Source organism: Micromonospora sp. NPDC007271, assembly GCF_040634005.1.
GTDB lineage: Bacteria > Actinomycetota > Actinomycetes > Mycobacteriales > Micromonosporaceae > Micromonospora.
On sequence record NZ_JBEYER010000003.1, the window covers coordinates 87447 to 102799 of the forward strand.

Genomic DNA, 15353 nt, shown 5'->3' on the forward strand with positions numbered 1-15353 from the left:
GTGGCCGGCCAACGGCCCGACCCTCTGATACGACGAGTCGCCACTGTCTGTCACGTCCCCCCGCCCAGGAAACAGGGCAGGAGGTGACTTTGCTCTGCAGCCATACCCGCATCAGCCACGCACGGTTGCGAGTTGCGTATATGGCTGCAGAGCAAAGGGCGGGCGTAGGAGAATGTCGCACCGGCCCTGATTCACGGCTCTCCGCTGGTCACGCGGTTGAGGCGGCAGCAGCAGCGGCTGCCGGCACCTTCAGCGCCATCACGCACCGTGACAGCACGCCCTTGAGAGCGACAATCACGGACAGCTACGAATTCAGCCGGAAACAGCCGCTGCGCCACCCGACGCGTTCAGGCGAAGAGGGCGCTCACCGACTCGCCGTTGTGGATCCGACGCATCGCCTCGGCCAGGGCCGGCGCCACCGACAGCACCGCCAGCTTCGGCACCCGCTTCTCCGCCGGGATCGGCACCGTGTTGGTGCAGACGATCTCCAGCACCCCGTCCTGCTCGCTCAGCCGCTCCAGCGCGCCGCTGGAGAAGAGGCCGTGGGTGCAGGCCAGCCGGATCGACCGGACGTTCCGCTCGCGCAGGTGTGCCATCAGCTCGATCACCGTGCTGCCCTTGGCGATCTCGTCGTCGAGCACGATGACGTCCCGGTCGGCGACGTCGCCGATCACCGTACTGATCTTGACGCGGTCGTCACTGAACCGCTGCTTCGCGCCGGCGGCGACGGGCGTGCCGAGCATCCGGGCGAACGCGGCGGCCTCCTTGGCGTTGCCCAGGTCCGGCGAGACCACCACGGCGTTGCTCAGGTCGTACCCCCGGAAGTGGGTGGCCAGCTCGCGCAGCGCGTGCAGATGGTCCACCGGGACGCTGAAGAAGCCGTGCACCTGTGGCGAGTGCAGGGTCATCGCCAGCACCCGGTCCGCCCCGGCCGAGGTGAGCAGGTCGGCCACCAGCCGGCCGCCGATGGAGATGCGGGGGGCGTCCTTCTTGTCCGACCGGGCGTACGCGTAGTGCGGCAGCACCACGGTGATCCGCCCGGCCGACGCCCCCCGGGCCGCGTCGATCATGAGCAGCAGCTCGACCAAGTGCTCCTGCACCGGCGGCACCAGCGGCTGGATGAGGAAGACGTCGCGTTCCCGGCAGTTCGCCTGCAACTGCACCTCCAGGCAGTCGTTGGCGAACCGGGACACCCGTACCGGGTGCAGCGGAACGTCGAGGTGGGCGCAGATCTCGGCGGCGAGGTCGGGGTGGGCGGTCCCGCTGAACACGGCAATGTCAGGCACGCCTGCCGATCGTACGCAGCCGCGGGGGGCGGGCGACGGTCGATCCCGGCGGGTACGGTGCTGCCGTGACCGGAGAGTTCGTCGCTGCCATCGACCAGGGCACCACCTCGTCGCGGTGCATCGTCTTCGACCGGGCCGGGGAGGTCGTCTCCGTCGCCCAGCGCGAGCACCGGCAACTCTTCCCGCAGCCCGGCTGGGTCGAGCACGACCCGGAGGAGATCTGGGCGAACGTCCAGCAGGTGGTGCGGGCGGCCCTGGCCGCGGCCGGCACCGGGCCGGAGGGGCTGGCCGCCGTCGGCATCACCAACCAGCGGGAGACCACCGTGGTCTGGGACCGGGCGACCGGCCGCCCGGTCGCCAACGCCATCGTCTGGCAGGACACCCGGACCGGCCCGCTGCTGCGCGACCTGGCCGAGGCGTACGACGAGGAGCGGCTGCGCGCCCGCACCGGCCTGACGCTGGCCACCTACTTCGCCGGGCCGAAGCTGCGCTGGCTGCTCGACCACGTCGACGGGCTGCGCGAGCGGGCCGAGCGGGGCGAGGTCCTCTTCGGCACCGTCGACAGCTGGCTGATCTGGAAGCTGACCGGCCGGCACGTCACCGACGTGACCAACGCCAGCCGGACCATGCTGATGGACCTGGAAACCCTGAACTGGGATCCGGAGCTGCTCGACGCGCTGCGGGTGCCGGCCGCGATGCTGCCGGAGATCCGCGGCTCGGCGGAGGTCTACGGCACCGCCGACGGCGTGCTCGCCGGGGTTCCGGTGGCCAGCGCGCTCGGCGACCAGCAGGCCGCCCTCTTCGGCCAGACCTGCTTCCAGCCCGGCGAGGCCAAGTGCACCTACGGCACCGGCAGCTTCCTGCTGCTCAACACCGGCGCCAGTCCGGTGGCCTCCCGGCACGGCCTGCTCACCACCGTGGCGTACCGGATCGACGGCCAGCCGGCCGTCTACGCCCTGGAGGGCGCGATCGCGGTCACCGGCTCGCTGGTGCAGTGGCTGCGGGACAATCTCGGCCTGATCTCCACCGCCCCGCAGGTCGAGGAGCTGGCCCGGACGGTGGACGACAACGGCGGCTGCTACGTCGTACCCGCCTTCTCCGGGCTCTTCGCCCCGCACTGGCGCAGCGACGCCCGGGGCGTGATCGCCGGGCTGACCGGCTACATCACCAAGGGGCACCTGGCCCGGGCGGTGCTGGAGGCGTCCGCCTGGCAGACCCGCGAGGTGGTCGACGCGATGAACGCGGACTCCGACGTGGCGCTGCGCCGGCTGCGGGTGGACGGCGGGATGACCGCCAACGCGCTGCTGATGCAGTTCCTCGCCGACGTGCTCGACGTGCCGGTGGTCCGCCCCCGGATCACCGAGACCACCTGCCTCGGCGCCGCGTACGCGGCCGGCCTGGCGGTCGGCTTCTGGCCGGACCTGGCCACCCTGCGGGAACACTGGCGCGCGGACGCGCAGTGGACCCCGGAGATGGACCCGACGCTGCGCGACCGGGAGCTGCACAACTGGCGCAAGGCCGTGCAGCGCACCCTGGACTGGGTGGAGTGACCCGCGCGCGGATCACCTGCGCGCGGTGGGACCGAACGGAGAGGCAGATGCCCGTGCCCCTGCTGGTGCTACTGGTCATGTTGGGCCTCGCACTGGCCCTGATCGTCTCCGCGACCGTCCGGTTCCGGCGCGACCGAAGCCTGCTGCGCGAGGGCACGCGGGTGCCCGGCGAGGTGGTGGACCTGCTGGTCCACCGGAGCAAGAGCAGCGCGAGCTACACGCCCGTGGTGCGCTTCCGCACCGCGGACGGGGCGTTGATGACCTCGTCGCCGGGCCGGTGGCACCAGACCTTCTTCACTGCGCCCGACAGCCTGGTCACCGTGGTCTATGACCCTTCGCGCCCGGCACGGATCCTGGTCGTCCCCAGTGGAGGCACCGGCACCGAGTCCATGGTCGTCCCGTTGGCCGTGTTGCTGATGGTGGGTGTGGCCGTGACGGCCAGTGGGGTTTACGTCTTCCAGGCACTCTGACCCGCGGGTGCGCGGAGCGAGGATTCCGGCTACGGTCTGCACGACGCGGATGCCGCAAGACGATGCGAGGGTGACACACAGATGACCGCTTCCACGGGGGCGCCGGCGGAGAACAACGACCCCATGGCGCAGATCGCGGCGCGGATGCGCGAGCAGCTGGCGCGGGGCGAGGAGCTGCGGGGCCGGCTGGCCGGGCTGACCGGGCGGGCGGTCAGCGAGGACGGCCAGATCGAGGTGGCCTGCACCGCCGACGACCCGGCCCACGAGCTGCGCCTCGACCCGCGGGCCATGCGCCGGCCGGCGGTCGAGCTGGCCGAGGTGCTGCAGGAGCTGCTCCGGTCGGCCCGGGAGGACCTGCAGCGGCAGACCGCCGAGGCGGTGCGCGAGGCGGGCGACCAGGTCGGGCCGCAGTCGCTGATCGGCGACCCGGCCGCGGCGCAGGCCAAGCTGGCGCAGCTCAGCGAGCTGGTCAGCGGCCCGTTGCGGCAGAGCAGCGAGATGCTGGAGCGGCTGCGCCGCCAGTTGTCACTCTGACGTCGCACGGCGGCGCCGAACATCGGCGGCCGGCCCAGCCGGCCGACGTGGTCAGCGCGGCGTGCCGGGCCAACCCGGCTGGCCGACGCGCTCAGCGCGGTGCCGTGCCGGCCCGCCGTGCCCGCCAGGTCAGCCGCAGCCACACCACGACGAAGGCCCCCAGCCCGACCAGGAGCGCCGCGCCGATCACGATCGGCGCGACCAACCAGGTGAACAGGCTTTCGGTGGCCCGCTCGCCGTTGCCCCAGCCCTGGATCTCGGTGCCGGGGTGCAGCAGCGCGGCGTCGATCGGCCCGGACACGGTGCGACCGTCGTCCAGCCGCCAGCTGCCCCGGCAGGCCTGGGTCGCCTTCGGTCCGCTCAGGTCGCAGGACTCGACCAGGACGGTCACCCGTTCGGCCCCGATCGCCTGGCGGGCGAACACCACGGGCAGCACCAGGGCGGCGGCGATCAACAGCAACGGGAGGAGCCGCCGCTGCCAGCCGGGCCGGGCTGCCATCCGCGCGGAGTATCCACCAGGGACGGACGCCGGGGTGTGGGAGGCCATGTTCCGGAGGCTATCAGCGGCGGGACAGCCATCCATTCCCGATCTTGCTAGGCTCACGCCCGGCCGGCCGCATGGCCGCCGTCTGGTGCCACGCGGGGAGGCTTGATGATCGAGGTTGACGTGGCGGCGATCCGCGACCTGGCCGAGGCGGTCGAAAGGCAGACGGCGCCGGGCCTGGAGGCGGCTTCCGCGCGGCTGACCGAGACCCGGGGCATCGAACACAGCAACTTCACCGTGGTGGTCCCGTCGCTCGCGGTCGCATACGTCGCCGCGGTGGAGTTCCTCGAGGAGGAGCTGCGCACCAAACGCGAGCATCTCACCGAGATGCGGTCCCGGTTGAACCGCACCGCCGACAACTGGGAAGCGGCGGACAAGGCCAGCACCATCATGATCGCCTGAGGTGAGGACGGCATGGCCCAGGTAAGTAGTTCGGCCGCGGCCGCCAAGGTCGCACTGGTGGAGATCTCGATCGCCGCGGCGGTCATCCCGGCGGCTTGGCCGATCGCCCAGATCGTCTACTTCAACCAGTGCGACCCGGAGGCGCTGCTCGCCACCGCCAAGCAGTGGATGGAGATCGCCGACCAGCTCGGCGCGGCCCGGCAGGGCCTGGACGACGCGGTCGCCGCCGTGTCGCCGGTCCAGTGGAGCGGTGAGGACCGGACGGCCTTCGGCCGCCACGTGCAGGCGTACGACGTGCAGGTGGTCGGCACCCAGGTCGTCGCCGTGACGGTGGCGGTGACCCTGATCGCCGTCGGCGTGGTGCTGCTCTGCCTGGTCATCGCATACGCGGTGATCTCCACGATCCTCTTCGGCTTCGCCGTCTTCATCGCTGCGGCGGCGGCCACCGTGGTCGGCGCCCCCGCGGCGGCCTCCGCCGAGGCGACCGCGAACTCGTTCGCCGCTTCGGCGCTGGGTGTGCTGAAAACCATCGAGACGGCGGCCAACACGATCGGCGTCGGCGGCGCGGCGGCCATCGGCACGTCCCTCGCCTTCGACGTCGGGGTGCAGCTGGGCAGCGGGAACACCGATGTGCTGAAGGATCTCGTCCAGGCCACGGTCGACGGGCTGGACAACGTGGCCGTCGGGTTCCTCTCCAAGTTGGAGCGGGACTTCGTCGGCTACGGGATCCACAACGCCGGTAGGCACGTCGCGGGCTCGCCCAACGGGCCGGGCTACCTGATGTACGGCCTGTTCACGCAGGTCGCACCGGCGGGTGACGACGGCGAGGGGAACACCGTCTACGGCACGGGCGGCGTGGTGGACAACGTCTGGTCGCGGTTCTTCGACAACGACGCCTGGAACAACTGACTCAGTCCCAGCGGTTGCCGGTGAGCTTCTCGTAGACGTCGACGTAGCGCGCCCGGGTCGCCTCGACCACCTCGGCGGGCACCTCGGGGGCCGGCGGCTGCCGGTCCCAGCCGCTGTCGGTGGCCCAGTCGCGGACGTACTGCTTGTCGTAGGAGAACTGGGCCCGACCCGGCTGGTACGACTCAGCCGGCCAGAACCGGGACGAGTCGGAGGTGAGCAGCTCGTCGGCGAGGATCAGGCTGCCGTCCGGCGCCCAGCCCAGCTCGATCTTGGTGTCGGCGATCAGGATGCCCCGGTCGGCGGCGATCTCCGCGCCGCGCCGGTAGACGTCGAGGGTGATCTGCCGCAGCCGCTCGGCGGTCTCCGGGCCGAGCTTGTCGACCACCTGCGCGTAGGAGATCGGCTCGTCGTGCTCGCCCTTCGGGGCCTTGGTCGACGGGGTGAAGATCGGCTCGGGCAGGATCGACGCCTCCACCAGCCCCCGGGGCAGCTCGACGCCGGAGACGGTGCCGGTGCGCCGGTACTCCTCGAAGCCGCCGCCCGTGAGGTAGCCCCGGGCCACGCACTCGACCGGGACCATCTCCAGCCGCCGGCAGCGGATCGCCCGGCCGGCGAACTCCTCGGGCACGTCGGTGGCCGAGATCACATGATTCGGCACCAGGTCGGCGAGCTGCTCGAACCACCACAGCGACAGGGCGGTGAGCAGACGGCCCTTGTCCGGGATCGGGGTCGGCAGCGCCACGTCGTAGATGGAGATGCGGTCGGAGGCGACCAGGATCAGGTCGTCGCCGTCGGCGTAGACGTCCCGGACCTTGCCCGAGTGCAGAAGTTCCACGGCGCCTAGTACACCACGCGGCGGAAACCTCGCCCGGTGCGGCCACCGGCCGTCCCACCGGCCCGGCGGGCGTTGACACCCTCGCCCGGGCCCTGGGTAAATGATCCGTCCGGAACAGCCGCCCGCGCCCCAGGAGAACCCCGTGCACGCACCCCAGTCCGTGCCCGGCCCCGGCGTCGACCGTCGGCGGCTGCTCGGCGCGCTGGCCGGGCTGCCGCTGCTCGCCGGCGGGCTGGCCGGCTGCGGGCCGGAGGAGGAGAGCCGGGTCGACGACGGACCGGTCGAGCTGTCGGTCTTCTGGTGGGGCGACACCCGCCGGGCCACCGCGACCGAGCAGGCGCTGCGCCTCTACTCGCAGCAGAACCCCCGGGTCCGGTTCCGGGTCACCTGGCAGGGGCTGACCGGCTACTACGACCGGCTGGCCACCCAGGCCACCGGGGGCAACGTGCCCGACCTGTTCCAGATCGACGACACGGTGCTCACCGAGTACGCCCGGCGCGAGATCGTCCTCGACCTGACCCGGTACGTCGCCGACCGGCGGCTCGACCTGAACGGCCTGCCGGAGCACCTGGCCCGCTACGGCCAGGTGGAGGAGCGGACGATGGCCGTCCCCGCCGCGCAGACCAACGCCGCGCTCGTCTACAACCGCGACCTGCTGCGCCGCCTGCGGCAGCCCGAGCCGCACACCGGAATGCCGTGGCAGGAGTACGGGCAGTGGGCGGCCCGGGTGACCCGCGCGTCCGGCAACCGGGTGGCCGGCACGATGGATCCCTCCGGCGACTACCGCGCCCTCTGGCTGTGGTTGCGGGGCCAGGGCGGCGAGTTCTACCGGGGGCGGCAGCTCGGTTTCGGCTCCGCGGAGCTGCTCGACTGGTTCGAGTTCTGGGAGGTGGCCCGCCTCGACCGGGCCACGCCCACCGTCGGGCTGGTGGAGCTGGCGGACAGCGGCGAACTGGCCCACCAGCTCGTGGTCACCGGGCACACCGCCGCGTCCTTCGCCTGGTCGCACCAGCTGCCGGAGCTTCAGCGCCGCACCGACGACGAGCTGGGCATGACCGCCTTTCCGGGCACCCCGGTCGCCCAGTGGCCGCGGGCGTCGATGTACTGGGCCGCCTTCCGGGGCACCCGACACCCGGGGCTGGTCGTCGACGTGATCAATTTCCTGACCACCAACGTGGCGGCCGGTCGCATCCTCGGCATCGAGCGCGGCCTGAACGCCAGCGTGCCGGTGCGGCGGTTCGTCGAGCAGGGCGTCGCCGACCGGCCGGGCAAGCAACTGGTGGCCCTCGGCGCCGAACTGGACGAACTGACGGGACCGGCGCCCGCGCCACCGCCGAGGGGGCACGCCCGGGTGCGTACCCTGCTCGTCGCGGCCGCCGAGAGCATCCGCGCCAAACGGTCGGGCGCGCGGGCGGCGACCTCCCGGTTCATGGCCGAGGCGAACGCGGCCCTGGCCGAGTGAGCGCCGCCGTGCCCGGGCTCGCCGGCCGGGGCGCGGCGGCGGATCCGGCGGGCCGGGCCCGCCGTCAGCGCGGCGGGCCGCCCCGCCGGTTACGGGTGAGCCGCATCAGCAGAAGCACCAGCAGCACGATCACCCCGACCACCACCAGGCAGCAGAACAGCCCGAGGACGCCGAAACCGCCCCGGGCCCGCCGCCGGGCCTCCTCCATCACCAGCTCGCTCGTGCCCGTGGACGCCCAGGCCGCGACCGGCACGAACACCGAGAGCACGACGGTACCGAGGACCGCGCCCAGCCGGCCCCACCACCTGTTCCATGCAGACATGTGGCCATCCTCGCCGAACCGTGCAACCGGGGCCAGGCGGGCGGGGTGAACACCGCCGGCGGGGGATCACCGGCCGCTGACGGTGAGACCGGCCCGGCTGTGGACGGGCTCGTCGAGGTCGTCCAGCGAACGCAGGGCCGGAATCGGCGAGGGCAGCAGCCACAGTACGCACAGCGTGCCGCCGATCGCCGCGATCCAGAGCGTGGGTCGGAGTCCGAGCCAACTGCCGAGCACGCCGCCGGTCAGCGCGCCCAGCGGTCGGATCCCGTAGTTGACCGCGGAGTACGCCCCGGAGATCCGGCTGCGCAGGCCGTTGGGGATGACGGCGGCATTGAGCGCGTTGAGGTTGACGTCGAACAGCATCACGCCGACCCCGGAGAGGAACTCCGCCCCGCCCACCAGCAGCGCCCTCGCCCAGAGCGGTCCGCCGGCGACGGCGACCAGGGAGATCGAGGCCGGGAAGATGACAGCGCCGATCGCGATGCTGCGGCCCACGCCGATGCGGACGGACAGTCGGGGTGCGATGACCGCGCCCAGCAGGCCGCCGACCGCGCCGGCGCCGAGCGCGAGGCCGAGCAGCCCGGCGGGTAGGCCGAGCGTACGGCTGGCGAAGAGCACGAGCAGAGCGTTGAGGATGAAACTGAAGTAGTTGACCGTTGCGGTGCAGCCGAGGCTGGCCCGGAGCACCGGGTGCCGCAACGTGAACGTCAGTCCCTCCCGCGCCTGCCGCCACAGCGCCACCGGCCGGGAGTCGTCGGGCTCCGCGGTCGGCACCGGCCGGTCCCGTCGGACCCGGCGGATGGCCAGGGCGGAGAGCACGAACGAGGCCGCGTCGACGAGGATCGTCACGGGCGCGGTCAACGCCTGGACCAGCGCGCCGCCGACGGCCGGCCCGGCGATGTACGAGACCGACCGGCTGGCGCTGAGGGCGCCGTTGGCGTCGAGGTAGCGGGACCGGTCCACGAGCAGCACGAAGAAGGCCGGGTAGGTGGTGTTGAACAGCACCGCCGCGGCGCCGGTCAGGAACGCCACGGCGTAGAGCTGGGCCAGCGTGCCGGCATCGAACGCGAACGCCACCGGCACCGTCACCAGCAGCGCGGCCCGGATCAGGTCGGCCGCAACCAGGAGCCGCTTCTTGTTCGGCTGCCGGTCCACCCAGGCGCCGAGGAAGATCGCGGCGAGGTTCGGCAGCCACACCAGGGCGGTCAGCACCGACACCTGGGCGGCGGTGGCGTCGAGCACGAGCACCGCGAGGAGCGGGAAGGCCAGCTCGGAGATCCGGTCGCCGAACTGCGAGACGGTGTGCGCGACGAAGAACGACCGGAAGTCGCGCTCGCGAAGCAGCGATCGGCGGGGCGCGGCGGGGCCGGTCACCGCTCCTCCGCCTCGGGCATGACGTAGCGCACGAAGCGAACGTGCCGGCCGTCCGGCGGCTGGTCGGCCGCGTCCCGGGTGACGTACGGCGCGAGCACCTGCTCGATCGCGGCGTTGACGGCGGCCAGCTCGGCCACGGTCAGCCGTACGCCGGTGTTCGACACGCCCGCCTCCCGCCGCCACTCCGGTTCGAGCCGCGGCTCGACCTCGGTCATCCACCGCTGCGGGGCGTCGGCGTACTGCGCGAACAACGCCCGGCTCAGCACCTGGCTGGCGGCCTGCCCCTCCTCGTCGTCGGGGAACTGGAACCGGAACCCTCGGGTGCTCGCCTCCCAGTACCGCTTCCGCGCGTCCCCGCCGGTGCCGCTGTCCTGCACCAGCCCGAACCCCGCCAGGTGACGCAGGTGCCAGCTGGTCACCGAGGGCGTCGCGCCGACGTGCTCGGAGAGCTCCGTGGCGGTCGCTGCGCCGTACCGCTGGAGCCGCGACAGGATGGCGAGCCGGACCGGGTGCGAGAGCGCCCGCATCGCCTTCGGGTCGGTCAGCTCCAGATCGCCGTACGGGTTGCTCTGCTCACCCGAGTTTCTGAGAGACATGTCTCGAGAGTAGTCTCTCAGAAATTGCCCGGCAAGCCGCTCGGATCGAAGAGTTCTCGGGAACGACGAAGGGCCCCGGAGAGATCTCCGGGACCCTTCGTCACAAGTAGCGGGGACAGGATTTGAACCTGCGACCTCTGGGTTATGAGCCCAGCGAGCTACCGAGCTGCTCCACCCCGCGTCGGCCTGTACAGCTTATCGCATCTCCGCCGTGGAGATCAGCCGGGTCCGCCCTTCGCGCCCCGACCGGCGGCCGGAGAAACGGAACGGCCCCGAGGATCGGATCCTCGGGGCCGTGCCGGCGTGGTAGCGGGGACAGGATTTGAACCTGCGACCTCTGGGTTATGAGCCCAGCGAGCTACCGAGCTGCTCCACCCCGCGTCGGTCCGTTAACCGTAGCGCACCGACCCCCGGGGCGCAAAACGGCCGTCAGGACAGCCACCTCTCGATCGCCTCGGCCGCCCGCCGGCTGTCCGCCTCGAACTGCGCCCGGTCGGTCGAGCTGCCCTCCCAGCCCTGCTCCCAGAGCACGGTGACCACGTCGCCGACGCGGACCGCGCGGACCAGGTGGACCTCCTCGCCGCCGACCGGCTCGCCGTTCACGTCCCGGTACGGCGTCCGGATCTCGAACAGCACCGACTCCTCCCCGTACCGCGCGCCGTCGAGCAGGCGCTGGGTGGCGGTCACGCCCGGTGCGTCCGGCACGGCCTGCCGCGGGCAGTTCCGGACCGCCTGCCGCAGTTCCCGCAGCACGTCACCGGCCCGGCCCGGCCGGTAGACGGTCACGCTCTGCCGGTAGCTGCCGTCGGGCACCGCGTCGGCTGCGGCACCGGCCAGCTTGAACGGCAGGGTCCGCGCCCGGCGCACCGCGACCCGCGCCTCGCCGGGCCGGGCACCGCAGAGCTCCGGCAGCACCGGGCCGGGAACGAACTCGTTGCCGGTACCGGTGTCGTTGGCGGCCGGCAGGGCGAAGAAGGCGCGGTCCGGAATGCTGGTCGGGGTGGCGGCGGTCGGTCGGGCGCTCGCCGTCGGCCCACCAGCGGTACGGGACGGGGCCGTGGTGGACGGCGACGACGACGGCGACGGTGCCGGCGGGCCGGAGGTGGGCGGGGCCGAGGGGGCGGCGGTGGCGGTGCCCGCGGGCGGCCCGGGCGGGGTCTCCGCTCCGCCGAGCAGGACCTGCGCGCCGACGGCCGTGCCGGCGACGAGCGCGGCGGTGGCCAGCGCGCCGAGCGTGACCCGGTTGCGCACCCGGCGGTCGGCCCGCTGGCGCAGCAGGCCCGGGGCCGGCAGCGCCCGCGCGTCGGTGTCGGCGGCCAGCGCCCGGTAGAGGCGGGACAGTTCACGCGACATCGTCGACCTCCAGCTCCTCGGCGGCCAGGCCGGGCAGCAGCTCGGCCAGGCGGGCCCGGCCCCGGGACAACCAGGACTTCACGGTGCCGGTGGGCACGCCCGCCTCCCGGGCGATCTCCTCCACCGGCATGTCGAACAGGTAGTGCAGGGCGAGCGCCTGCCGGTGCCGGGCCGGCAGCTGCCGGAGCGCGCCGACCAGCAGCACGGTGTCCTCGCCGGGCGGGCCGACGTCGTCCGGTGGGCCGGTGCGGCTGGCCGCCAACCGCCAGCCCCGCAACCGCCGCCACCGGTCCGAGGCCAGCCGGCTGATGACCAGCCGTAGCCAGGCTTCGGGCGCCGGGTGGGCGGCCAGCCTCCCCCACTGCCGCCACGCGCGGGCGTACGCCTCCTGAACGAGGTCCTGCGCCTCGCCGGAGTCGCCCGCCACCGCACGGCCGTAGCGGAGAGTCCGCGCCGAAGTGCTCCGGTAGAAGTCGTCGAAGCTGTTCGCGTCCCTCATCTGGAGATCCCGCCTCCCCTCGGTCCACCTGTCTGGTTGACGGACGAACCGGGTGCCGGGTTGCGGGTGTTCCGTCCGGTATACGACAAAGAGCCCGTGGCCCCGGACCACTAGGGTCTCGGGGCCACGGGCTCGCTGGTCGGACCGGCGTCAGCCGTTCGATGACGGCGAGGGCGCGGGCGGCGGCGACGCGGGCGGACTGCCGCTGGACGACGCGGCGGGCGACGGGTTGGCCGCCGCCTGCGCCTGCTGGAACGCGGCCATCGCCTCGTCCAGCGCCTTCAGCGCCCGGCCGTACCGCTCGAAGTCACCGGACGTCTGGGCGGCCTTGACCTCGGCGATGGCGCTCTGCACCTTCTCGGCGGCCTGGGCCAGTTCGCCGGTGAGCACCGGCTGGCTGGTGCCGCCGGTGGGCGGCGTGCCGCCGGTCGGCGGCGGGCTGCCGCCCGGGGCGGGCTGGTTGCCGTTCCCGGCCCGCTTGCCCTGCTCGACGAGCTGCTTGATGCCGTCGGAGAGGTTGTCGGCCAGCACCATGTAGGAACCGCCGTCCCCGTACGACAGCAGCACCTTCTGCAGCAGCGGGTAGGCGTCCTGCTGGTTGCTCTTGACGTACACCGGCTCGACGTAGAGCATGCCGTCGCCGAACGGCAGCGACAGCAGGTTGCCGTACTCCACCTGCGCCTGGTTGGAGGAGGAGAGCCAGTTGAGCTGCTGTCGGATCTCCGAGTTGGTGTTGGTCATCTGCTGGTGCACCTGGACCGGGCCGGCGGTGCGGGTCTGGTCGGGCAGCTCCAGCACCTGCAGCCGCGGCTGGCCGTCGACGTACGACCCGGAGATCAGCGCGGCCAGGTTCTGCCGGCCGTTCGGGGTGACCGCGGAGGTGAGCTGGAAGCGCGGCCCGTCCTGCTCCGGGAACTGGGTGAAGAGGTAGTACGGCGGCTGCTTCTGCCCGCTGTCCGGCGCGTCCGGCACGTTCGGCACCTGCCAGAAGTCCTGGCCGGAGTAGAAGTCACCCGGGTCGGTGACGTGGAACCGGGTGAGCAGGTTGCGCTGCACCTTGAACAGGTCGGCCGGGTAGCGGAAGTGCTCGGACAGCTCCGCCGGAATGTCGTCCTTGGGCAGCACCAGGTCGCCGCCGAACGCCTTGTTCCACGCCTTGAGCACCGGGTCGGTCTCGTCGAACGCGTACAGCCGGACCGTGCCGTCGTACGCGTCGACGGTGGCCTTGACCGAGTTGCGCATGTAGTTGACGTTCTCCCGGGCGAGCTGGAAGGTCGCCCCCCGGTTGGTCAGCTCGTCGGCCGTCTCGGCCTGGAGGTTGACCCGCTCCGCGTACGGGTAGGTCGCGGCCGTGGTGTAGCCGTCGACGATCCAGAGGATCCGGCCGTTCACCACCGCCGGGTACGGGTCGCCGTCCAGGGTGAGGAACGGCGCGACCTTCTCCACCCGGTCCCGCGGGTTGCGCACGTAGAGCAGCTTGGAGTCCTTGGTCACGTTCTCGGAGAGGAGGAAGTTCGACTCCTGCTCCTTGAGCGCGTAGAGCAGTCGCCGGGTGAACGAGCCGATCTTGACGCCACCCTCACCGGTGTACGTGTAGTACTGCTCGCCCCCGGTGGAGGTCGGGCGGTCGAACTCGACGTGGCGGTCCCCGGTCTGCCCGACGATGGCGTAGTCGTCGGCCTTCATCCGCTCGCCGTAGTAGATCCGCGGCTGCTGGGCCGGGATCTCCTCGGTCGCGGACGCGCAGCCCTGCGCCGCCTTGTCCGCGTCGCCGAGGAAGCCGGAGACGAAGTACGGCAGGCCGTTGCAGATCCGGTTGGCGGGGGCGGCGACCAGGCCGTACCCGTGGGTGTAGACGGTGTGCCGGTTGATCCAGTTGCTCTGTTGCGGGGTCAGCTTGCCGTAGTTGATCTCCCGGACGCCGACCACGTAGTCGGAGGTCTTGCTGTCGACCGTGTACCGGTCGATGTCCAGCTTCGGGCCGAAGTCGTAGAAGCCGCGCACCTGCTGGAGCTGCGTGTACGTCTCGGAGACCAGCTGCGGGTCGAGCAGCCGGAGGTTCTGCACCACCGAGGTGTCGGTGGCCAGGCTGGCCGGCGGGACGAGGTTGTTCGCCGCGTACGCGGTGCTCTTCGCGCCGGTCAGCCCGTACGCGGCTCGGGTCGCCTCGATGCTGCGCTGGATGTACGGCGCCTCCTTGTCCCGGGCGCTCGGCTTCACCTCGAAGGTCTGCACCGCCCACGGGTAGATGCCGCCGATCGCCACAGCCGAGACGCCGAGCAGGGCGAGCGAGATGCCCGGCCAGACCAGGTTCCGCATCCACGCGTTGGAGAACACGATGATGGCGACGGCCACCACGACGGCGATCCAGGCGAGGATCTCCTTCGCCGGGAGCAGCGCGTTCACGTCGGCGTAACCGGCGCCGTAGAGCTTGGCGCCCTCGTTGTACTCCAGCAGCATGGCCCGCTGGTCCAGCACGTACGCGACGGCCTTGAGCAGGACGAAGACGGCGACCAGCGTGCTCAGGTGGGCCCGGGCGGCGTTGGTCATCCGGTCCCCGACGCCCTGCAGCCGCACCCCGCCGTAGAGGTAGTGCACGGCCAGCGCGCCGAGCAGGGCCAGCACCACCGCGGTGAAGGCGACGCCGAGCAGGTAGCGCCAGAACGGCAACTGGAAGACGTAGAACCCGACGTCGACCCCGAACTCCGGGTCCTTCACGCCGAAGCTTCCGCCGTTACGGAACAGCAACCACTGGCCCCACCGGCTCTGCGCCGACAGCCCGGCGAAGAGCCCGACGACGGCGGAGACCAGGGCGATCCAGGTGCCGAGCCGGGGGCTCAGCAGCATCCGGTACCGCTCCAGGGTGGCCTGCTCGGGCGAGTGCGGGCGCAACCGCGGTCGCAGCCGGTACGCCAGCCAGAGGTTGCCCGCGATGATCACCGCCAGGCCGACCCCGACCAGGGCGAACAGCTGCAGCCGGGTGGCGAGGACCCCGGTGAAGACCTGGGTGTAGTGGACCTCGTCGAACCAGAGCCAGTCCGTCCACGCGTTGACTCCCCACCCGAGCAGGGTGAAGAGCAGGAACACCCCGATCAGGACTCCGATGGTGACCCGTCCGCGCCGGCTCATCCTCGGCAGGGGGCTGCTACGCATGACCACTGTTGGCTCCGCACGCTCGATGTGATCGGCTCCGACCAGGCACCCAGAGTACGGGGTG

15 protein-coding genes and 2 tRNA genes are annotated in these 15353 nt (G+C 72.2%); 6 read left to right on the forward strand and 11 right to left on the reverse strand.

Features of this window, described 5'->3' with window-relative positions; all coding sequences use genetic code 11:
• Nucleotides 1–347: 347 nt before the first annotated feature.
• Nucleotides 348–1286 (reverse strand): ribose-phosphate pyrophosphokinase, encoded by a 939-nt coding sequence (locus ABZ570_RS02270; RefSeq protein WP_358055859.1) that lies wholly within the window; start codon nt 1284–1286, stop codon nt 348–350.
• Nucleotides 1287–1351: 65 nt separating this feature from the next.
• Between ABZ570_RS02270 and glpK the strand changes: the two genes are divergently transcribed.
• From glpK to ABZ570_RS02285, 3 genes are all read left to right on the forward strand, one after another.
• Nucleotides 1352–2836, forward strand: coding sequence for a glycerol kinase GlpK (gene glpK, locus ABZ570_RS02275; RefSeq protein ID WP_358055861.1), 1485 nt, complete (start codon nt 1352–1354; stop codon nt 2834–2836).
• A 47-nt stretch (nt 2837–2883) separates the two neighbouring features.
• Nucleotides 2884–3306 carry a DUF3592 domain-containing protein gene (locus ABZ570_RS02280; RefSeq protein ID WP_358055863.1) on the forward strand — a complete coding sequence of 141 codons (423 nt, stop codon included), beginning with the start codon at nt 2884–2886 and terminating at the stop codon, nt 3304–3306.
• An 81-nt stretch (nt 3307–3387) separates the two neighbouring features.
• Nucleotides 3388–3840, forward strand: a complete 453-nt coding sequence (locus ABZ570_RS02285) for a YbaB/EbfC family nucleoid-associated protein (RefSeq protein WP_358055865.1) — start codon at nt 3388–3390, stop codon at nt 3838–3840.
• Nucleotides 3841–3931: 91 nt separating this feature from the next.
• Here the strand turns inward: ABZ570_RS02285 and ABZ570_RS02290 are convergent, their stop codons facing one another.
• Nucleotides 3932–4339, reverse strand: coding sequence for a hypothetical protein (locus tag ABZ570_RS02290; RefSeq protein WP_358055867.1), 408 nt, complete (start codon nt 4337–4339; stop codon nt 3932–3934).
• A gap of 153 nt (nt 4340–4492) precedes the next feature.
• Between ABZ570_RS02290 and ABZ570_RS02295 the strand changes: the two genes are divergently transcribed.
• Together ABZ570_RS02295 and ABZ570_RS02300 are read left to right on the forward strand one after the other, a co-directional pair.
• Complete coding sequence (locus ABZ570_RS02295; protein ID WP_358055869.1) at nt 4493–4786, forward strand: hypothetical protein; 294 nt, start codon at nt 4493–4495, stop codon at nt 4784–4786.
• A gap of 12 nt (nt 4787–4798) precedes the next feature.
• The gene (locus ABZ570_RS02300; protein WP_358055871.1) at nt 4799–5695 is read left to right on the forward strand and encodes a hypothetical protein; all 897 of its coding nucleotides are present in this window, start codon (nt 4799–4801) and stop codon (nt 5693–5695) included.
• 1 nt (nt 5696) lies between these two features.
• Here ABZ570_RS02300 and ABZ570_RS02305 read toward each other — a convergent pair whose 3' ends face one another.
• Nucleotides 5697–6530 (reverse strand): phosphoribosylaminoimidazolesuccinocarboxamide synthase, encoded by an 834-nt coding sequence (locus ABZ570_RS02305; protein ID WP_358055873.1) that lies wholly within the window; start codon nt 6528–6530, stop codon nt 5697–5699.
• A 142-nt stretch (nt 6531–6672) separates the two neighbouring features.
• Between ABZ570_RS02305 and ABZ570_RS02310 the strand changes: the two genes are divergently transcribed.
• Entirely contained in the window at nt 6673–7992 is a 1320-nt protein-coding gene (locus ABZ570_RS02310) for an extracellular solute-binding protein (protein WP_358055875.1), read from the forward strand.
• A gap of 64 nt (nt 7993–8056) precedes the next feature.
• Here the strand turns inward: ABZ570_RS02310 and ABZ570_RS02315 are convergent, their stop codons facing one another.
• The 8 genes from ABZ570_RS02315 to ABZ570_RS02350 form a co-directional block, all read right to left on the reverse strand.
• Entirely contained in the window at nt 8057–8314 is a 258-nt protein-coding gene (locus ABZ570_RS02315; protein ID WP_358055877.1) for a hypothetical protein, read from the reverse strand.
• Nucleotides 8315–8380: 66 nt separating this feature from the next.
• Nucleotides 8381–9688, reverse strand: coding sequence for an MFS transporter (locus tag ABZ570_RS02320; RefSeq protein ID WP_358055879.1), 1308 nt, complete (start codon nt 9686–9688; stop codon nt 8381–8383).
• Complete coding sequence (locus ABZ570_RS02325) at nt 9685–10284, reverse strand: helix-turn-helix domain-containing protein (protein ID WP_358055881.1); 600 nt, start codon at nt 10282–10284, stop codon at nt 9685–9687. The genes ABZ570_RS02320 and ABZ570_RS02325 overlap by 4 nt, the downstream gene beginning before the upstream one ends.
• 107 nt (nt 10285–10391) lie before the next feature.
• Nucleotides 10392–10465 (reverse strand) — tRNA-Met (locus tag ABZ570_RS02330).
• Between the two features lie 123 nt (nt 10466–10588).
• Nucleotides 10589–10665: transfer RNA gene (locus ABZ570_RS02335), tRNA-Met, on the reverse strand.
• Between the two features lie 48 nt (nt 10666–10713).
• Entirely contained in the window at nt 10714–11637 is a 924-nt protein-coding gene (locus tag ABZ570_RS02340) for a hypothetical protein (RefSeq protein WP_358055883.1), read from the reverse strand.
• Nucleotides 11627–12136, reverse strand: coding sequence for a SigE family RNA polymerase sigma factor (locus tag ABZ570_RS02345; protein ID WP_358055885.1), 510 nt, complete (start codon nt 12134–12136; stop codon nt 11627–11629). Before ABZ570_RS02345 ends, ABZ570_RS02340 begins: the two co-directional genes overlap by 11 nt.
• Before the next feature lie 150 nt (nt 12137–12286).
• Entirely contained in the window at nt 12287–15289 is a 3003-nt protein-coding gene (locus tag ABZ570_RS02350) for a UPF0182 family protein (protein WP_358055887.1), read from the reverse strand.
• Nucleotides 15290–15353: the final 64 nt, after the last annotated feature.